Here is a 19,472-nt window from a genome sequence, read left to right as displayed (position 1 = left end):
ACGGGAAAGGTGCTTCCTCTCCGGGAATATTGCGATTGATACCAGCATACACGTCGGAAAAGCCGCTGTCAACGGTCGGAGCGACCGGCCGTATCAGGGGCTGCGGACCGTCGTCATGCAGCGTTACGGCGCGCATCGGGAGCCGAGCGAGGCCCGATTCGCCCGGGAGCGGCAGCGGACGGATTCCGCGGAAACAAAAATTCATAATTGTACTCCGGGCCGCGATTCTTTATGATCAATAATGAGCAAGCGCTTCCAACGCCCGACGCGGCGATTTTCCGACAGAAAGCAGGTCAGCGGATGCCGTTGCCGAAAACGCTAAAACATCGTCTCATCGTTTTGCTCCTGCTCAGCTCGTTGTTTCCCGTCGTCCTGATCGGCAGCATCTCGTATTCCTCCATGTACGCGATGCTGAAGAACAAGGCGGACAAAGGGATCGCGAGCAATTTGCATCTGGTGCGCCTGTCGTTCGAGAATACGCTGAGCCAGCTGAATCGCGCCTCCCAGCAGCTCGTGTTCGAAGGGGAGACGGGCAGCAAGCTGGACACGTATTTAAGCACGGACAACCTGACCGTCAAGCGGCAGCTGGGAACGCAAATTATGAACGAGATGAGCCTCATTCATTTTACGAACCCGACCTTGGGCGTCATTTTCTACTATCTGGCGGACACGAAGGAAGTCATTTTTCAAAACTCGCAGCTCGCGCCCGATTTCGATCTGTTTAAGCTGCCGGTGCTGGCCGAGCAGCTCAGCATGACGTATTACGGCCCGCACACGTCAATCAATCCGTTGGACGGCAATCGGGTGCTGTCCGTGATCCGCAAGGTGAATATTCCCGCGCGGGACGACGTCTACCTGTATATCGAGACGGATTTTAAGCTGACCGACCGGATTCTGAACACGGACGATATTTACCGGGACACGTTCCACCTGTTCGTCGACCAGAACGGCACGATCGCTTACAGCGAAAAGCAGGACGTGTTCCGAACCGGGGATACGCTGCCGCAGCTGTCCGGCGTGCCGGGGGAAAACGGCGCCTACTATTTGTTCGAGGAGATCAGCAATCAGTCGTGGCGGGTTGTGGCGGCTGTCCCGAAGCGCTCCTACAATCAGGAGATCGTTCGCTGGATCGTGCAGTTCGCGGTTATCGCGGTGCTGTCGGTCGGCATCGGGTCGCTGCTCGCGCTGGCGATCTGGCGCATGGTCTACAAGCCGCTGCTGCATCTGCAGCGCAACATCCGCCGGCTGAAAAACGACCACTTGTCCGAGCTGGCGGGCTACGAGCGCGAGCCGCTGCTCGAATTCGCGGAAATTCACCAGCAGTTCGCTTCGATGCGGGACCGGATCAACGAGCTGATCCGCGACATCGACCGCAATGCGAGAAGCAAGCGGCGGCTGGAAATCGAGAACCTGCTGTACAAGATCAATCCGCATTTTATTCACAATACGCTCGATACGATTCGCTGGCTCGCCCGGGTGAACGGGCATCACGAGACGGACCGGCTCGTCTCCACGCTGAACAAGCTGCTCTACTACAATCTGGGCAAGGGGCGGTCGGCAAGCATCCGGGACGAGATCGAAGCGCTGAAGCACTACGTTCTGCTGCAGGGGGTGCGGTACAACTTCCATTTCGAGGTTCGTTACCAGGCCGACCCGCGGCTGCTGGAGCTGCCTGTGCCGCGGTTCATTTTGCAGCCGCTCGTGGAAAATTCGATTACGCACGGCCTTCGGAACAAGGGCGGAGATCCGGGAGTAATCGAGGTGGCCGTCATCGAGGAAAACGGCGGGCGCGTGCGTCTTGAGGTGCGGGACAACGGCTACGGGATGACCGAAGCGGAGGTTGAGCGGATGCTGTCCGGCGGAGGCGAGCAGACGAGCAGGACGGGGCTGGGAATCGGCTGGCAGTACGTGCGCCGGATGCTGGAGCTACAATTTGCGGGGAAGGCCGACATGCGCGTGCGGAGCGGACCGCAGACGGGCACGACGATTACGCTGCTGCTGCCCGTCGTCAGGGAAAAGGAGGATGAACATGCTGAAAGTGATGGTCGTGGATGACGATTACCTCGTGCGTCAAGGCATTATTCGCGTAATGCCCTGGGAGCGTTACGGCATGGAGGTGACGTGCGAGGCGAGCAACGGGGAGGAAGCGCTGGAGACGATGGCCGCGACCGGCGTCGACCTGCTCGTGACCGACCTGGCGATGCCGGGCATGTCCGGGCTGGAGCTGATCAAGCGAGTGAAGGAACGGTATCCTCATGTGCATATGGTCGTCCTGACGTTTCACCACGAATTCGAGCTGGTCAAGGACGCGCTCCGCCTGGGCGTGCTGGACTATATTACAAAGGTGGAGCTGGAGGACGATAGGCTGGCCTCGATTCTGGAGCGGATTGCCGATCGCATTCGCAGCTTGCCGCCCGGCCCTTCTGCGGGAGCGGAGCGCGATGCGGAAGGCAGGCTTGAGGAGGACGAAGTCTATGCTTCGTTCCGCGTGCGCGGACAGGAAAGGCGCTGGAACGTCGCGGAGACGGCCGAAGCGGCAGCGGAGGACGGCATAAACGGTAGGGATGGAACAAAAGGTATGGACAGCGCAAAAGATCGCGCGAGCGGTGGGGTGCGCGCAGAAGGCATAAGCGGCGCGGACGGCAGGGATGGAGCGAAGGCTCCGGACGCCGCCGCCTTCCGCGGCAGCCGCCATCCGCTGGACGGAGCTGTCGTCAAGCTGCGCGGGGTGAGCGGGATGGCGAAGCCGGAGCTGCTGCAGAAGCTGCAGCTTCGCGGCGAGAACGAGCTGTTTTACGGCGCGGAGGACGGCGCTCGGCAGTATGAATGGCCGATCGCGCTGCTGATGGAGGAGCCTGCGGCGTCCCGGGAAGAGATCGTGCAGCTCGGCCTGGGCTGGTCCGGGCTGAGCTGGATGACGGATGCGGACGAATTCGCGCGGCTTGCCGCGCGGACCGCGGCCCTGAAGCTGCCGGCGGCGCAGCTGGAGCAGATGATGTACGTGGCGACGGAGGAGTGGGTCAAGGTTTGCGACCCGCAGCTGCTGCGCTTCGACGAGCCCGATCGGCCGCAGACGTGGCGCGAATGGCTGGCGCGGCTGCGGGACATCCGCGCGAACGCGACGGCCCAAGCGAACCGGGAGGCGTATTCTCCGGCCATCGTCGCCAGCATTTTCAAGGCGGCCGATTACGTCAAGCAGCACCGGAACGAAGACCTCCAGCTTCCCGATATCGCGCGGAAGGTGAATATGAGCCGGAGCTATTTCAGCAAATGCTTTCGCGACATTACCGGCCGCACGTTCCAGGAGTATGTCCGGGACTGCCGGATCGAACGCGCCGGCCAGCTGCTGCGCCACACAAGCAAGCCGGTCAGCTGGATCGCGTCGGAGTCGGGTTATCCGAACGAGCGCTACTTCAGCAAGGTGTTCCGCGAAACGACGGGCGAGCTGCCGCGCGATTACCGGAGAAAACATCTGAAAAGTCACAATTGATCCGCTCGAAGGTGCAGTTTCGTCTTTTGCGCAGCCGCCTAGCGCCGAATTGCAGGACGTTTTGCGACCGCAGTGAAGATGCGCCATGACGATATGATGAAGCGCTTTCATTTATGATAGGACACAGGAAAGCGACTTCATCCTTAAGGAGGCTGTACAATGGCAAAATCCAAAAGCGCATGGCTCGTCGTCCTGACGCTTGTGCTGGCGCTGGCGATGACGGCGTGTTCGGGGGGCAAAACGAACGACGCTGCGGATACCGCAGGAGCGAGCGGGACGAGCGAGTCGGGCGGGGCCGGCGCTCCGGCGTCTCCGTCCGGGTCGGCCAAGGAGATCGATCCGTACCGGCTCGACGAGCCCGCCGAATTCACCACGTTTAAGCATGTGGGGGCCAACTCGAAATTGCCTGCGGGCGATACGGTAGAGGACAACCAGTATACGAGATATTTGCAGGAGAAGGCCAACATCACCGCCAAAGTGCTGTGGTACGCATCGGGCAGCGACTTCGACCAAAAGTCGATGCTGGCGATCGGCAGCGGCGACATTCCGGACATTTTCGTCGTCGACGAGCAGATGTTCCGGACGCTGGCCAAGGCCGGGCAGATCGAGGATTTGACGGACGTGTTCGAGCAGTACGCGGCGCCGTTGACCCGCGAGATTCTCGCCTCGACCGACGGCCGGGCGCTGGAGGCGGCGACGATTCAAGGGCGGCTGATGGCGATTCCGAACATTTCCGTGCAGGCCGACGCTGCGAGCATGCTGTTTGTGCGCCAGGACTGGCTCGACCAGCTTGGGCTGGAAGGACCGAAAACGATCGCGGACGTGGAGCGCATCGCCAAAGCCTTCGTCGATAACAAGTCGGGCGGAGAAGGCACGATCGGGCTGACGGGACCGAACAATACGCTGACCGTGCCGATGAAGTCCGGCAGGCACGATCTGAAAGGGTTCTACGCCGCCTATAATGCGTTCCCCGGCAACTGGGTGAAGGATAAGGACGGCCATCTTGCGTACGGCTCGATTTTGCCGGAAACGAAGGAAGCGCTGAGCAAGCTTCGCGACCTGTATACGGCGGGGCTGCTCGACAAGGAGTTCGCGATTCGCAAGGATACGGACGAGACGGTCATTTCCGGCAAGGCCGGCATGTTCTTCGGTCCGTGGTGGTCGGGAGGCGTGCTCCGCGACACGTACGCCAACGATCCGGACGCGCGGTTCAAGGTGTACATGATCGAGGATGCGCAGGGCCGGATCAACAATCTGCTCATGCCGGTCAGCCAGAAGTTCGTCGTCGTGAAAAAAGGATTCAAGCGTCCCGAGGCGGCGATCGTCTACATGAATACGTTCATTCGGGCGGAACGGAAGGCGGAGCCGGACGCGGCCAAGCTGGATACGTCGATCAGCACGGAATTTTGGCCGATCGGCAACCCGACGTTCGACTACGCCGACGCCGTGGAGCGCAAATCGGTCGTTCTCGCCGACGCGCTCGCCGGCAAAATCAAGCCGGACGATCTGATTCCGGAGATGCGGGTGCTGTACGATCTGGCGAAGGCGGACGAAGCGGCGCCGAAGGCGGATTTGGCGGGCTGGGGCCGGTTCTACGGCTATACCGAGCCGGCGGAAATGCTGAAGCTGCCGATGCATTCCATCTACAACGAATACACGGTGACGACGCCGACGATGGACCGCAAATGGGCCAACCTGAAAAAGCTCGAGGACGAAACCTTCTTCTCCATCGTGATGGGCAGCAAGCCGCTGGAGGAGTTCGACCGATTCGTCGCGGATTGGAAAGCGCAGGGCGGCGACGAGATTACGGCGGAAATCGGCGAAGAGCTGAAGCAGCGATAAGTTGGAGGAAGGACGGCAGCGCCATCGCAGCTTTCGCGACGGTGGCGCTTTCCGTCATGCCTTGAGAAAGGAGGTGAACGGCATGATGAGAGGTTTTCAAAGGCACTACCACCTGATGCTGCTGCCGGGCGTCGCGCTGCTCGTCGTTTTTCACCTCGTTCCGCTGTTCGGCGTCGCGATCGCGTTCCAGGATTTCAACATCGGGCTGGGACTGGCGAGATCGCCGTGGATCGGCCTGGAAAACTTCAAGTATTTGTTCCAGATCCGGGACAGCAAAACGATTTTCTACAATACGGTGTTCATATCCGGAGGCAAAATCATCGCCGGCATCGTCGTGCCCGTCACGTTCGCCGTGCTGCTGAACGAGCTCAGGGCGGCCGCGTTTAAGCGCTGGGTGCAGACGGTCGTTTACCTGCCGCATTTTCTGTCGTGGGTCATTCTGGCCGGCGTGCTGATCGACATGCTGTCGACGGGCGGCATCGTCAATCGGCTCATCGCTTCGTTCGGCGGGACCAACATTATGTTTCTGGCCAGCAACGACTGGTTTCCGTGGATTCTGATCGGCTCCGATACGTGGAAGGATTTCGGCTTCGCGGCCATCGTCTACCTGGCGGCGCTGGCGGGCATCGATCCGACCTTGTACGAGGCCGCGGAGATCGACGGGGCGACGCGCTGGCAGAAGATGCGGTACATTACGCTGCCCAGCCTGGCGACGACGGTCATCCTGCTGGCGACGCTGTCGATCGGCAATATTTTGAACGCGGGCTTCGATCAAATTTTCAATCTGTACAATCCGCTGGTCTACGCCTCCGGGGACGTCATCGACACGTACGTGTACCGGGTCGGTCTCGTGCAGGCGCAGTACGGCTTCGCAACCGCGGTCGGCCTGCTGAAATCGGTCATCGGCTTTGTCCTGATCGTCGTCTCGTACCGGCTGGCGTACCGGTTCGCGAATTACCGGATTTTCTAGTTCTAGAGAAAGGCGGTGTTAACGAAAATGGTACGGGATCGCTCGTTGTCGGCGCGCGCCTGGAACGTCGGCCTGATTGCGGCGATGGCGCTCGCCGCCTTCGCATCGCTCGCTCCGATCATTCATACGACGGCCGTATCGCTCAGCAATTCCGCGGCGGCCGCGGGCGGCTTCATCACGTTCTGGCCGAAAGGCTTTAATTTCGAATCGTACCGGAAAATTATCGAGGACCCCCATTTCGGCAACGCGTTCCTCGTATCGACGAAGCGGGTGCTGCTCGGGGGAGTCGTCAACTTCGTCCTGACCGTCCTGATGGCGTATCCGCTGTCCCGCGGTCCCCGGGAGTTCCGGGCTCGCCACTATTACATGTGGTTCGTGCTGTTCACGATGCTGTTCAGCGGCGGGATCATCCCGCTCTATCTCGTCGTCAAGTACATGGGCATGTTCAATTCGCTCTGGGCGCTTGTCCTGCCGGGGGCGGTGCCGGTTTTTAACGTCGTGCTGCTGATGAACTTTTTCCGCAACCTTCCGAAGGAACTGGGAGAGGCGGGGCTGATCGACGGAGCGGGTCCGTGGTATATGCTCGTCCGCATTTTCGTGCCGCTGTCGCTGCCGGCGATCGCCACGGTGACGCTGTTCAGCATCGTCGGCCATTGGAACGCCTTTTTCGACGGTCTGATTTTCATGCGCAGCGTGGAAAATTACCCGCTCCAGACGTATATCCAGCAGCTTGTCGTGCAGCTGCCGCCGGAGTATATGGATTCGACGAATATGGACCTGCTCGACAAAATGTCCGACAAAACGTTAAACGCGGCCAAAATTATGGTGTCCATGATTCCGATTCTCGCCGTTTATCCGTTTTTGCAGCGGTATTTCATCCACGGAATCATGCTCGGGTCGGTGAAGGAGTAGGAGGGAGAAGATGAACGGAAATGAACCGGAAAGCCGGACGATCGTTAGGACGATCCGGCACGAAGAGGAGCGGGACTACTACCTCGAGCTTCCGTTCGAGCTGCCGGAGCGCACGGAGGAGCTTCAGGTCGGAATCGAGGTCGAGCCGCTCGGCGAAGGGCAGGCGGTCGTCGATCTCGGCCTGAGAGACGCTTCCCGCATTCGCGGCTGGAGCGGCGGCGCGAGAAAGTCGATCGCCGTCGGCCGCGAGAAGGCGACGCCGGGCTACCTGGCGGGAGAGCTGGGCGCTGGAACGTGGGCCGTGCTGCTGGGCGCTTATCGCGTGCCGCAGGCGGGCTGCCGGGTAACCGTCCGCATCCGCTGCGCGCCGGAAACGCCCCGGTGGCTGAAGGGCGACCTGCATACCCATACCGAGCACAGCGACGGAACGTATACGCTGCGCGAGGCGGGGGCGATCATGGCGTCGCTCGGGTGCGATTTTATCGCCACGACGGATCATAATACGGTCAGTCAGAATACCGCCCATCCGCAGGAGACGGACCTCGTGTTCATACCCGGCATGGAGCTGACGACGACGCGCGGCCATGCCAACCTGCTCGGCGTGACGGAGCCGGTGCGGGATTTTCGTGCGCCCGGTCCGGACGATCTTCGCCGCCGTCTGGCCGAGGCGAAGCGCAGCGGGGCTCTTGTCGTGTTGAACCACCCGCATTGCGAGTTCTGCCCGTGGGAATGGGGCTTCGACGTGGAGCGCGACGCGGTCGAGGTATGGAACGGACCGTGGACGGAGCGCAACGACCGGGCGCTGGCCTGGTGGCAGTCGCGGCTCGCCGCCGGGGAGCGGCTGGTCGCCGTGGGCGGAAGCGACGTGCATCGGCCGCATCCTTACGTCCGTCACGCGATGCCGACGACATGGGTGTACGCCTGCTCGCGCACGTCCGCCGGCATACTGGAGGGGATCAGGAAAGGCCGTGTCTTTCTCTCGTACGCGCCGGACGGACCGACCATCGACCTGACGATCGGCTCCCGCATGATGGGAGAGGCGTACGACCGGAGCTCGGGAGAGAAGGGAGAGGCCCGGTTAAATCTCGCCGGGCTGTTGCAGGGAGATACGGTAAAAGTCGTCTCCGAGCGAGGCGAGGAGCGGCGATACGCGGCGGATGAAGACGGCGCGGCCGGCTATTCGTGGCCCGTTCTCGACCGTCGGTTTTATCGGGTCGAGATTTGGCGTTATTTTCCCGAAGCCGGCCGCGAGCTGATCGCCGCGCTGAGCAACCCCGTGTATGCGGAATAGAAGACGGAAGGCGACGCGCCTTACGAAATTCGATGAAGGAGCAGCGGGAGCGTGTCGAGCAGCCGCTCCTGAAATTTGGCGTCGCTATAATTCCAGGCGTCGGCTTCAAGCACGTAGACGCAGCCGCTGCGCACCGCCGGCAGGCTGTTCCACAGCGGGCTTTCCATCATCGCCAGCGCGGCGCGGCGGGAAGGCGCGTTCTCGGACAGCAGCATGAAAACATGGTCTCCCGCATATTCGGGCAATCTGTCCGGGGGAATCTCCGCAAATCCTACGCCGGCTTCGACGATGTCGCGGATTCCGCACGCGGCTTGAAAGCCGCGGGGATGGTAGAGCGCCGAGGACAGGCCGGAGGCTCCCATGACGAACAGACGCTCTCCGTGCTCGTAGACGAATACCGAAGCCGTCCGGCCGCGCCGCACGACGGGGCGGAGGCGGTCCCACATGGCGGCAGCCTTCCGGTTAAAGGCCGAGAGCCACATTTCCGCTTCCCGCTTGCGCCCCAGCCACTGTCCCAACGTATGCAAACGATGCTCCAGCGGGGCGAACGTATTGAACGTAACGGTAGGCGCGATTTTGGACAAGGCGTTGTACTGTTCCTCGTCCGCGTTCGCGAAGATGATCAGGTCCGGCTTAAGCGCTTGGGCTTTGCCCGGATCGATCGGCATGCCGACGTCCGGGACGCCGCGCTCGTCCGCTTCGAGGAAGCCATTGTTTTTGAAGCTTTCGCTCGTCCCGACCGCCCGCACCCCCAGGGCGCTCAAGTCGCCCAGCGTCTCCCCGTGGTAGATGATCCGCTGCGGACTTTCCGGAATATCGACCTCGTGGCCGGTCCAATCCTTCACGCGGATTTTGCCGCGAATCGACTCCGAGTATTGTCGGGGCGTCATCCCGGTGGATTGGCGGAATCGGCGATTGAAGTAATATTCGTCCGAAAATCCGACCCGGCGGGCGATTTCCCGCAGCGGCTCCGCGGACAGGCCCAGCCATTCCTTCGCCCGCCCGATGCGCAGCTCCGTCAAGTAATCGAGCGGCCTCTTGCCGGTAAGCTCCTGAAACGCCGCGCTGTACTGCCATTGGGCGATCCCCGAAATTTCCGCAAGCTGCTTTACGGTCAGCGGATACATATAGTTGCCGCGCATATATTTAATCGTCGATTCGACGGCTTGCAGCGGGCCGGAGGAATGCTCGGCGCGCAGGTTGCGCTCGAACAGAACGGCGAGCATTTCCGTGAATCGCGCTTGGCGAGCCAGGCTTTCGACGTCTCCGGGCGTCATTTTGCTTTCATGGAGAGCGTCGGCCAGACGAGAAAGACGAGAGAAAGGGGAGGCGGCGAGCGCGGTTCCCTCGGGCCAAATCTCTCCGGCATATTTGTCGTACCCGCCGCTGTTGATCCGAACCGCGGAGAAGGTCAGGCGGTAGCAGCGTATCGCGTCGCATTCGTTAAAGAGCCTGAACGGGGAGCCCGGGTTCAGCCAGTAGCATTTGTCGGCGACGACGTTCGTCGGCGCGCCGTCCCGCAGCAGTCGGCCTTGTCCTTCCGTCGCGATCAGCAGCGTATACAGCTCGGCTTCGTACGTATCGGGATACCGGGCGGCTTCGCGTTCGATGCGTTCGATATCGGCAAAGTGGAAAAGCAAGGAGTCAAGCGGAACGTCGGCGGAATCGGAGCTTAAACGCATGGTCGTGCGGCCTCCCATAACTGATAATGATTATCATTAAGACGATTGTATACGAAAAAGAAGACGGATTTCAACGGTTTCGTCGAAGCGTCTTCTTGGTCGTGAGGCGGTGCGCGGTTGGCGCGCTATTCGGCCATCAGCTTCGGAAGCTGCTCGGTCAGCCACTGCCTGCTGAGCGCGTCGCTTCCCGATTGTTTGATATCGAGCCGGTAGACATGGCCTGCTTTGACGGCGGGCAAATCCTGCCAAATCCGGCTCTGCAGCAAATCTGCGGTAGACTGGATGGCGTCCTGCAGCTCGGAAGCCGGGTTAAGGATGAAGATCCGGTCTCCGGCGTATTCGGGCAGCAGCTCGGGCGAGATTTGCTCGAATCCGCTGCCCGCATCCAGGACCTGCTGAATGCGAGCTGTCGGCTTTAAGCCCTCCGGAACGTACAGCACTTGGGACAGGCCGGTTCGCGCCATCACGAACAGCCGCTCTCCCGGATAATAGGTGAAGACGGAAGCCGTCTCGCCCGGCTGCAAGCCCGCCGCCTCCAACTGCTTCCACATCCGCTCCTCCTGCTTGTCGTACTCCTCCAGCCACGCCGCCGCTTGCTCCTTTTTCCCCAGGATATCGCCGAGCAGGGGCAGGCGCTCTTCAAGCGGGGCGAACGTGTCGAACACGATTGTCGGCGCGACTTTGCCGAGCTGCTCGTACACTTTCTCGTCCGTATCCGCGATGATAATGAGATCGGGCGCCAGCGAAATGACCTTCTCCAGGTTGATCGGGAAGCCGATGTCTTCGATTCCGTCCATACGATCCTCATATACGGTTTCCGAAGCCATGCTGAGCGAGGTTCCTACCGCTTTGACATCCAGGGCGAGCAAGTCGCTGAACGTTTCACCGACGAAGATAACGCGCTCGGGAGAGACCGGTATTTCCGCCTCGTGGCCGATATAATCGGTGATTTTGCGCACCGAAGCGGCTGCGGCGGACGGGGGGGCCGAGACCGAGGCCGCCGGACCGGAGGCAGGGGCGCTCCCGCCGGGCGCGGCATTGTTTTCTCCGCTGCTCCCGCAAGCCGTTAATAGCGTTCCGAACAAAGCGATGCCGCCGAGAGCCAGGGCGATTTTCATTTTCTTGCTCATCTGTTGTGATTCCTCCATAGATTCGATGTGATCGTTAGATAATGAGAATCATTATCGGTCAGTGAAAGTATAGAAGATGGCGCAATTCCGCTCAATGGACAAACGTAAATCGGGCAATTGAATTTGTACAAACGGGACGCCCAAGCGGCGCGAGCCGCCGGGCTGGAGCATGAGTTTTCCGGCTTTGGACAAAATAAAGCGGAATTGAGGCATCCATTACAATTGAGAGATACATTGGCCTTGCTTCCATCTCAATATTCGATGAAATCATTGCCAAAGAAGACTAATAATTTAACGAAAATATGAGGTACCTGTCGGCGATTAGTGATACAATGATGGAGGTTTTGTTACATATCTGCTTAAAGAATGTAACGGCTGCCGGCGGTGCATCGCGCATCACCGACATGAATCCAGCTGTGACGGTCCCGCCCCGGCGCTCCCGCGCCGAAGCGACAGGATCGCACCAGATAACAAGCGCACAACGGGAGGATGCCAGAGCCATGAATATTCATGAGTATCAAGGCAAGGAAGTCTTGAGGCAGTATGGCGTTAACGTGCCGCGCGGCAAAGTGGCGTTTACCGTCGACGAAGCCGTCAGCGCAGCGAAAGAACTCGGAAGCCCGGTTACCGTCGTTAAAGCCCAGATTCACGCGGGCGGACGCGGCAAAGCCGGAGGCGTCAAAATCGCCAAGAGCCCGGAGGACGTCGCCGACTACGCGAAAGAGCTGCTCGGCAAAGTATTGGTCACGCATCAGACCGGTCCGGAAGGCAAGGAAGTCAAGCGCCTGCTGATCGAGGAAGGCTGCGACATCAAGAAGGAATACTACGTCGGCGTCGTCGTCGACCGGGGAACCGGCCGCGTCGTCATGATGGGTTCCGAAGAGGGCGGCATGGATATTGAAGAAGTCGCCGCCAACACGCCCGAGAAGATCGTCAAGGTCGTCGTCGACCCTGCGGTCGGATTGACTACGTTCCAAGCCCGCCAATTGGCTTACGATATCAAGATTCCGGGAGAGCTCGTCAACAAGGCGATCAAGTTCATGCTGGCGCTGTACAGCGCGTTCGTGGACAAAGATTGTTCTATTGCCGAGATCAATCCGCTCGTCGTCACGGGCGACGGCGACGTTATGGCGCTCGACGCCAAGCTGAACTTCGATTCCAACGCGCTGTTCCGCCACAAGGACGTGCTCGAGCTGCGCGACCTGGACGAGGAAGACGAGAAGGAAATTCAGGCTTCCAAATTCGACTTGAGCTACATCGCGCTCGACGGCAACATCGGCTGCATGGTTAACGGAGCCGGCCTCGCCATGGCGACGATGGACATTATCAAATATTTCGGCGGAGCTCCCGCCAACTTCCTGGACGTAGGCGGCGGCGCGACGAAAGAGAAGGTCACCGAAGCGTTCAAGATCATTCTGTCCGACGCGAACGTCAAGGGCATCTTCGTCAACATCTTCGGCGGCATCATGAAGTGCGACATCATCGCCGAAGGCGTCGTTGCGGCCGCTCGCGAGCTCGGGCTGGACAAGCCGCTCGTCGTGCGCCTCGAAGGAACGAACGTGAAGCTGGGCAAGGAAATTTTGAACGGATCGGGCCTGAACATCGTGGCCGCCGATTCGATGTCGGACGGCGCGCAGAAAATCGTGTCGCTCGTGAAATGACAAGGGAGAACTTACCGGGGAGTGTGTAAATCATGAGTATCTTGATCGATAAGAACACCAAGGTGATCACCCAAGGCATCACGGGCGCGACGGGATCTTTCCACGCCAAAGGTGCTTTGGACTACGGCACGCAGATGGTCGGCGGAGTGACGCCGGGCAAAGGCGGCCAAACGATCGATTTCGATCTGGAGAACGGCACAAAAGTGACGCTCCCGATCTTCAATACGGTGAAAGAAGCGGTAGCGGCGACCGGCGCCACGGCGTCCGTTATCTACGTCGCGCCTCCGTTCGCGGCCGATTCCATCATGGAGGCGGTCGACGCGGGGCTGGACTTGGTCATCTGCATCACGGAAGGCATTCCGGTGCTGGACATGGTCAAGGTCAAGCGCTTTATGGAAGGCAAGAAAACCCGCCTGATCGGGCCGAACTGCCCGGGCGTCATTACGCCGGAAGAAATCAAGATCGGCATTATGCCGGGCTATATCCATAAGAAAGGCCACGTAGGCGTCGTATCCCGCAGCGGCACGCTCACTTACGAGGCGGTTCACCAGCTGACGACGCGCGGCATCGGCCAGTCGTCGGCCGTCGGCATCGGCGGAGACCCGGTCAAGGGCTCCGAGTTCATCGACATTCTGAAGCTGTTCAACGAAGATCCGGACACGTACGCGGTCATCATGATCGGCGAAATCGGCGGAACGGCGGAGGAAGAAGCGGCGGAATGGATCAAGGCGAACATGACGAAGCCGGTCGTCGGCTTTATCGGCGGCGCGACGGCGCCTCCGGGGAAACGGATGGGCCATGCCGGCGCGATCATCTCCGGCGGCAAAGGAACGGCCGCGGAGAAAATTTCCGTGCTCGAAGCCAACGGCATCCGCGTCGCTCCGACGCCTTCCGACATGGGCGCGACGCTGGTCGCCGTGCTTGAGGAAAAAGGCCTGCTGGAAAAGTGCAAAGGATAATGCTACAGTAGCGATATACGATTTACACGCGGGGATTGACGAACGATTCTCCGCGCGATCGGCAAGGCAGGCAGCCTTCCGCGCCCTCTTTACGAGGGAGTGGAAGGCTTTTTGCCGTATGCGAACCTGAGAGGGGTTGGAGAGGATGCTGGACAACCAGGAGAGCGGGAAAAAGGAGAACGTCAGGGTCGTCTCGCTGGCGGAAGCGCGGGAGACAGGCATGCCGAGAGAAATTCTGATCGCCCTGCACGAGACCGACGGAGTCGGGCGGGTGACGATCGCGACGATCTTCCTGTACGGGGCGATGAAAGGGCCCGGCTCCCTGCGGCATTCGGGAGGTTATCTCGCCGGAGACTGGCGGGACATGGGACTGAGCGCCAGGCAGGCGCTGGCCGCGGAGAAAAGCGTGCGGCCGGCCGCCGCGGAGCGGAGGGAAAGCCGCTATGCCGCGGGAAGAATGGACGTCGTCACCTATTTGGACGACGAATATCCGCCGCTGCTGAGAGAAATTTCCGATCCGCCCTGGGTATTGTATTACAGAGGGCGGTTGGAGCTGCTGAAGCGGCCGGCGATCGCGATCGTGGGCACGCGTCTGGCCACCGGGTACGGGCGCAAGGTCGCGGAGGAGATCGCAGAGGGCTGCGCGGGGCGCATGACGGTCGTCAGCGGGCTGGCGAAGGGAATAGACGCGGCGGCCCACAGAGGGGCCGTATCCGCCGCCTGCGGGACGATAGCGGTGCTGGCCGGCGGGGTCGACCGGTGTTATCCGCCGGAAAACTTCGCGCTGTACCGCGAGATCGGAGCCCGGGGGCTGCTGCTGGCGGAAAGTCCCCCGGATACGATTTTGCATCCGGGCTTGTTCCCGCTTCGCAACCGGATCATTGCCGGCCTCGCGCTGGGCGTCGTCGTCGTGGAGGCGGCCCGCAGGAGCGGAGCGCTCATCACGGCGGACCTGGCGATCGGCTATAACCGGGACGTCTTCGTCGTCCCGGGTCAGGTGACTTCTCCGCGCAGCCTCGGGGCTCTCGAATATTTTCGCAAAGGGGCTCATCCGGCGTTGGACGCCGGGGACATTTTTCAATATTATGAATATCGGCTACCGGAGCTCCCCGGACCGAAAGCCCGGAACGGCGCGGTATCCCGGGCACGGGACGCGGAGGAAGAGCTGGGCGAAGACGAGCGCCTGATCTACCGTCTCATTCTCGAACGGCCCTCCTCCGTCGACGAGCTGGCGGCCTCTTCCGGGATGACATTTGGACATTTACACTCCATTCTGCTAAATTTACTAATGACACGACGAATTGAACAACAACCCGGTTCCGTATATCATGTCCTTTAATAAGAAGGCATAAGAACATAGGCACGAGGACTTGTCGACCGTAGGAGAGGAGGAATGGACGTGGCGGACTCGCTAGTGATCGTCGAATCGCCGGCCAAGGCGAAGACCATCGGCAAATATTTGGGAAGTAAATTTATCGTCAAAGCGTCCATGGGGCACATTCGCGATTTGCCGAAAAGCCAGATCGGAGTCGAGGTGGAAAACGGCTTTCAGCCGAAGTACATTACGATTCGAGGCAAAGGCAACGTGCTGAAGGAATTGCGCGACGCCAGAAAAAAGGTGAAAAAGGTTTATCTGGCGGCTGACCCCGACAGAGAGGGCGAGGCGATTGCCTGGCATTTGGCTCATTACCTGGAGCTGGACGAGAAGGAAGATTGCCGCGTCGTATTTAACGAAATTACGAAGCAAGCGGTCAAGGACGCCTTTAAGACGCCCAGACCGATCGATATGGACCTGGTGAACGCCCAGCAGGCGAGAAGGGTGCTCGACCGGCTCGTCGGCTACAAGATCAGTCCGTTGTTATGGAAGAAGGTCAAGAAGGGGCTCAGCGCCGGCCGCGTGCAATCGGTCGCCGTCAAGCTGATCTACGACCGCGAGAACGAGATCAACGCGTTCGTTCCGGAAGAGTACTGGAGCATTACCGCTCACCTGACCCAGGGCAAATCGGCCTTCGAGGCGAAGTTTCATTCCGTTGGCGGAGAGAAGCGGGAGCTGACGAGCGAAGCCGAGGTCAAGGAAGTGCTGGCGATGCTGGCCGGCGGACAGTTCACCGTCGGCGAAGTGAAGGAGAAGGAGCGTCAGCGCAACCCGTCTCCGCCGTTCATTACGAGCTCGCTGCAGCAGGAGGCCGCCCGGAAGCTGAATTTCCGCGCCTCCAAGACGATGCAGATCGCGCAGCAGCTGTACGAGGGCGTCGATCTGGGCAAGGAGGGGACGGTCGGTCTCATCACGTACATGCGTACCGACTCTACCCGCATCTCGCCGATCGCGCAGGAGGAAGCCAAGGAATATATCGAGGGCAAGTACGGCGGCCAGTTCAATCCCGAGACGCCCCGCGTGTATACGAAAAAGAACGCCTCCGCGCAGGACGCGCACGAGGCGATTCGCCCGACGTCGGTGCTGCGCGATCCGGAATCGGTCAAGGCGTTCACGTCGAAGGACCAATTCCGGCTGTATAAGCTGGTCTGGGAGCGGTTCGTCGCCAGTCAGATGGCGTCCGCCGTACTCGATACGATGACCGTCGATCTGGAGAACGGTCCGGTCATGTTCCGGGCCAACGGCTCGAAGCTGAAGTTTCCCGGCTTCATGAAAGTGTACGTCGAAGGCAACGACGACGGCACGACGACGGACGAGGATCGGCTGCTGCCTCCTCTGGCGCCGGGTGACAAGGCGGAGGCTAAGGACATCGAGCCGAAGCAGCATTTCACCCAGCCGCCGCCGCGATTTACGGAAGCCCGTCTGGTTCGGGCGCTGGAGGAGCTCGGCATCGGCCGTCCGAGCACGTACGCGCCGACGCTGGAGACGATCCAGAAGCGCAACTACGTGGCGCTGGAAGAGAAGAAGTTTATTCCGACCGAGCTCGGGGAGCTGGTCATCCAGCTGATGGAGGAGTTTTTTCCGGAAATCCTCGACGTCGAATTCACCGCCAACATGGAGGACGATCTCGACCATGTCGAGGAGGGCACCCAGGACTGGGTCAACGTGATCGGGGATTTCTACAAATCGTTCGAGGAACGGCTCACGGTCGCCGAAGAAGAGATGAAGGAAATCGAGATCAAAGACGAGCCTTCCGACGAGGTGTGCGACAAGTGCGGCAGCCCGATGGTGTACAAGATGGGGCGCTTCGGCAAGTTTCTGGCTTGCTCGGGCTTCCCGAACTGCCGGAACACGAAGCCGATTATTAAAGATACCGGCGTAACCTGTCCGAAGTGCAAGGAAGGCCAGATCGTCGAGCGGCGCAGCAAGAAGGGACGCGTATTCTACGGCTGCAATCTGTATCCGGGCTGCGATTACGTGTCCTGGGATAAGCCGTCGGCGAAGCCTTGTCCGAGCTGCGGCGGCCTGATGGTCGAGAAGCGGGTCAAGGGCGAGACGCAGTTGAACTGTACCGTATGCGGCCATACGGAGGCTGCCGAAGAGGCGGAGGAAACGGCGGAATAATCGGGGCTTGGCTCGAAGCAACATGGGGTTTGGGGGAATGACAGTGAGCGAACAACAATCCGTGACGGTCGTCGGAGCGGGGCTGGCAGGCAGCGAGGCTGCCTGGCAGATTGCCGCGCAGGGGATTCCCGTCAGGTTATACGAGATGCGGCCGGTCAGACAGACGCCGGCGCATCATACGGCGAGCTTCGCCGAGCTCGTCTGCAGCAACAGCTTGCGGGCGAACGGGCTGGCGAACGCGGTCGGCGTGCTGAAGGAAGAGATGCGGCGGCTCGATTCGCTCATTCTCGCCTGCGCCGACCTGCATGCCGTGCCGGCGGGCGGAGCGCTTGCGGTCGACCGCGAAGGCTTCTCCGCGGAGGTGACCAGTCGGCTGAAGGAGCATCCGCTCATTACGGTCGTGAACGAGGAGGTTTCCGCCATTCCGGAAGACGGAATCGTCGTCGTCGCGACGGGGCCGCTTACTTCGCCGGAGCTGTCGGACGACATCAAGCGGCTGATGGGCGAGGAATATTTCTATTTCTTCGACGCGGCCGCTCCGATCGTGGAGAAGGACTCCATCGATTTCGACAAGGTGTTCCTCGCTTCCCGCTACGACAAAGGGGAAGCGGCATATTTGAACTGTCCGATGACGGAGGCCGAGTTCGACGTCTTCTACGACGCGCTGATCCATGCGGAGACGGCGGAAGTGAAAGATTTCGAGAAGGAAATGTATTTCGAAGGGTGCATGCCGATCGAGGCGATGGCGAAGCGGGGGAAGATGACGGTGCTGTTCGGGCCGATGAAGCCGGTCGGCTTGGTCGATCCGCGCACGGAGGCGAGGTCGCATGCGGTCATCCAGCTGCGCCAGGACAACGCCGCCGGCACGCTGTACAATATCGTCGGCTTTCAGACCCATCTGAAATGGGGCGAGCAGAAACGGGTGTTCTCGCTGATTCCGGGGCTGGAGAACGCCGAGTTCGTCCGCTACGGGGTCATGCACCGCAATACGTTCATCAATTCGCCCAAGCTGCTGCATCCGACGTATCAATTCCGCGCCCGGGAGACGCTGTTTTTCGCGGGCCAGATGACCGGGGTCGAAGGCTACGTGGAGTCGGCCGCCTCGGGCCTGATCGCGGGGCTGAACGCCGGGCGCCTGGCCGGGGGCAGGGAGCCGCTGACGCTTCCCGCCCATACGGCGCTCGGCAGCATGGCGCATTATATTACGACGGCGGACTTTAAGCATTTCCAGCCGATGAACGCGAACTTCGGCTTATTCCCGCCGCTCGGCTACCGCGTGAAGAGCAAGAAGGACAAGAACGACGCCATCGCCGCGCGCGCCCTGGAGGCCATCGACGCGCTGCGGTCCGAAATCCGCGTCAGTTCCGTCTTGTAACCGATGAAGCAGCGGCTGCGTATAAGAACCTATGCCGCTGCTTTTCCGGCTTTACGGACTTCTGCACAACTGTTCAAATATGAATGATCTGGAGGGATCAGCCTATGGATATGACATTCCACGCCACGACGATTTGCGCGATTCGCCATAAGGGCAAAGGGGCGATCGCGGGAGACGGCCAGGTGACGTTCGGCAATAACATGGTGATGAAGAATACGGCGAAGAAGGTTCGCAGGCTGTACCGCAACCAGGTGCTGGCCGGGTTCGCCGGCTCGGTCGCGGACGCGATTACGCTGTTCGAGAAATTCGAGGGCAAGCTCGAGGAGCATCACGGCAACCTGCAGCGGGCGGCGGTCGAGCTGGCCAAGGAATGGCGCTCCGATCGCGTGCTTCGCCGACTGGAGGCGATGATGATCGTCGTCGACGCCACGGGCATGCTGCTGCTCTCCGGCAACGGAGAAGTGATCGAGCCGGACGACGGCATTCTGTCCATCGGTTCGGGCGGCAGCTTCGCGCTCGCCGCGGCGCGCGCGCTCAAGCGCCACGCGCCGGATATGGAAGCCCGCGACATTGCGCGGGCGGCGCTGGAGACGGCTTCGGAAATCTGCGTGTTCACCAACAACAATTTAATCGTCGAGGAAATAGAATGATTACTTTCGAC

General features: G+C 60.5%; 14 protein-coding genes. 12 read left to right on the top strand and 2 right to left on the bottom strand.

Annotated elements, in window-relative coordinates; genetic code table 11:
• The first annotated feature begins 300 nt into the window (after positions 1-300).
• From ACFFT4_RS01440 to ACFFT4_RS01415, 6 genes are all read left to right on the top strand, one after another.
• Positions 301-2,055, top strand: coding sequence for a sensor histidine kinase (locus ACFFT4_RS01440; protein ID WP_378044464.1), 1,755 nt, complete (start codon positions 301-303; stop codon positions 2,053-2,055).
• A complete protein-coding gene (locus ACFFT4_RS01435) occupies positions 2,030-3,490 on the top strand; it encodes a response regulator transcription factor (RefSeq protein WP_378044462.1) in 1,461 nt (486 codons plus the stop codon). Before ACFFT4_RS01440 ends, ACFFT4_RS01435 begins: the two co-directional genes overlap by 26 nt.
• 159 nt (positions 3,491-3,649) lie before the next feature.
• Positions 3,650-5,332 (top strand): extracellular solute-binding protein, encoded by a 1,683-nt coding sequence (locus ACFFT4_RS01430; protein WP_378044460.1) that lies wholly within the window; start codon positions 3,650-3,652, stop codon positions 5,330-5,332.
• Positions 5,333-5,414: 82 nt separating this feature from the next.
• Complete coding sequence (locus ACFFT4_RS01425) at positions 5,415-6,302, top strand: ABC transporter permease (RefSeq protein ID WP_378044459.1); 888 nt, start codon at positions 5,415-5,417, stop codon at positions 6,300-6,302.
• A gap of 27 nt (positions 6,303-6,329) precedes the next feature.
• Positions 6,330-7,214: a carbohydrate ABC transporter permease gene (locus tag ACFFT4_RS01420; RefSeq protein WP_378044458.1), complete on the top strand. Its 885-nt coding sequence runs from the start codon at positions 6,330-6,332 to the stop codon at positions 7,212-7,214.
• Positions 7,215-7,224: 10 nt separating this feature from the next.
• On the top strand, positions 7,225-8,505 hold the full coding sequence (locus ACFFT4_RS01415; RefSeq protein WP_378044456.1) for a CehA/McbA family metallohydrolase: 1,281 nt from the start codon (positions 7,225-7,227) through the stop codon (positions 8,503-8,505).
• A 20-nt stretch (positions 8,506-8,525) separates the two neighbouring features.
• Here ACFFT4_RS01415 and ACFFT4_RS01410 read toward each other — a convergent pair whose 3' ends face one another.
• Positions 8,526-10,187, bottom strand: a complete 1,662-nt coding sequence (locus ACFFT4_RS01410; protein ID WP_378044454.1) for an ABC transporter substrate-binding protein — start codon at positions 10,185-10,187, stop codon at positions 8,526-8,528.
• Positions 10,188-10,312: 125 nt separating this feature from the next.
• Positions 10,313-11,317, bottom strand: a complete 1,005-nt coding sequence (locus ACFFT4_RS01405) for an ABC transporter substrate-binding protein (RefSeq protein WP_378044453.1) — start codon at positions 11,315-11,317, stop codon at positions 10,313-10,315.
• A 500-nt stretch (positions 11,318-11,817) separates the two neighbouring features.
• On the opposite strand from ACFFT4_RS01405, the gene sucC reads away from it, so the two are divergent.
• The 6 genes from sucC (at position 11,818) to hslV (ending at position 19,461) form a co-directional block, all read left to right on the top strand.
• The gene (sucC, locus tag ACFFT4_RS01400; RefSeq protein ID WP_378044451.1) at positions 11,818-12,978 is read left to right on the top strand and encodes an ADP-forming succinate--CoA ligase subunit beta; all 1,161 of its coding nucleotides are present in this window, start codon (positions 11,818-11,820) and stop codon (positions 12,976-12,978) included.
• A gap of 32 nt (positions 12,979-13,010) precedes the next feature.
• The gene (gene sucD / locus ACFFT4_RS01395) at positions 13,011-13,937 is read left to right on the top strand and encodes a succinate--CoA ligase subunit alpha (protein ID WP_378044449.1); all 927 of its coding nucleotides are present in this window, start codon (positions 13,011-13,013) and stop codon (positions 13,935-13,937) included.
• A 145-nt stretch (positions 13,938-14,082) separates the two neighbouring features.
• Positions 14,083-15,276 carry a DNA-processing protein DprA gene (gene dprA / locus ACFFT4_RS01390; protein ID WP_378044447.1) on the top strand — a complete coding sequence of 398 codons (1,194 nt, stop codon included), beginning with the start codon at positions 14,083-14,085 and terminating at the stop codon, positions 15,274-15,276.
• A 60-nt stretch (positions 15,277-15,336) separates the two neighbouring features.
• Positions 15,337-17,436 (top strand): type I DNA topoisomerase, encoded by a 2,100-nt coding sequence (gene topA / locus ACFFT4_RS01385; RefSeq protein ID WP_378044446.1) that lies wholly within the window; start codon positions 15,337-15,339, stop codon positions 17,434-17,436.
• Between the two features lie 43 nt (positions 17,437-17,479).
• Complete coding sequence (trmFO, locus tag ACFFT4_RS01380) at positions 17,480-18,811, top strand: FADH(2)-oxidizing methylenetetrahydrofolate--tRNA-(uracil(54)-C(5))-methyltransferase TrmFO (protein ID WP_378044445.1); 1,332 nt, start codon at positions 17,480-17,482, stop codon at positions 18,809-18,811.
• Positions 18,812-18,915: 104 nt separating this feature from the next.
• The gene (hslV, locus tag ACFFT4_RS01375) at positions 18,916-19,461 is read left to right on the top strand and encodes an ATP-dependent protease subunit HslV (RefSeq protein WP_378044444.1); all 546 of its coding nucleotides are present in this window, start codon (positions 18,916-18,918) and stop codon (positions 19,459-19,461) included.
• Positions 19,462-19,472: the final 11 nt, after the last annotated feature.

The sequence above is a fragment of the Cohnella cellulosilytica genome (assembly GCF_042431195.1).
Lineage (GTDB): Bacteria > Bacillota > Bacilli > Paenibacillales > Paenibacillaceae > Cohnella > Cohnella cellulosilytica.
Note: the sequence above shows the minus strand (reverse complement) of the source record. Positions and strands in the feature narration are given on the sequence as shown.

Coding starts and splice junctions, on each gene's coding strand:
- ACFFT4_RS01440 (WP_378044464.1), top strand. CDS start 301: ATGCCGTTGCCGAAAACGCTAAAACATCGTCTCATCGTTTTGCTCCTG.
- ACFFT4_RS01435 (WP_378044462.1), top strand. CDS start 2,030: ATGCTGAAAGTGATGGTCGTGGATGACGATTACCTCGTGCGTCAAGGC.
- ACFFT4_RS01430 (WP_378044460.1), top strand. CDS start 3,650: ATGGCAAAATCCAAAAGCGCATGGCTCGTCGTCCTGACGCTTGTGCTG.
- ACFFT4_RS01425 (WP_378044459.1), top strand. CDS start 5,415: ATGATGAGAGGTTTTCAAAGGCACTACCACCTGATGCTGCTGCCGGGC.
- ACFFT4_RS01420 (WP_378044458.1), top strand. CDS start 6,330: ATGGTACGGGATCGCTCGTTGTCGGCGCGCGCCTGGAACGTCGGCCTG.
- ACFFT4_RS01415 (WP_378044456.1), top strand. CDS start 7,225: ATGAACGGAAATGAACCGGAAAGCCGGACGATCGTTAGGACGATCCGG.
- ACFFT4_RS01410 (WP_378044454.1), bottom strand. CDS start 10,187: ATGCGTTTAAGCTCCGATTCCGCCGACGTTCCGCTTGACTCCTTGCTT.
- ACFFT4_RS01405 (WP_378044453.1), bottom strand. CDS start 11,317: ATGAGCAAGAAAATGAAAATCGCCCTGGCTCTCGGCGGCATCGCTTTG.
- sucC (WP_378044451.1), top strand. CDS start 11,818: ATGAATATTCATGAGTATCAAGGCAAGGAAGTCTTGAGGCAGTATGGC.
- sucD (WP_378044449.1), top strand. CDS start 13,011: ATGAGTATCTTGATCGATAAGAACACCAAGGTGATCACCCAAGGCATC.
- dprA (WP_378044447.1), top strand. CDS start 14,083: ATGCTGGACAACCAGGAGAGCGGGAAAAAGGAGAACGTCAGGGTCGTC.
- hslV (WP_378044444.1), top strand. CDS start 18,916: ATGGATATGACATTCCACGCCACGACGATTTGCGCGATTCGCCATAAG.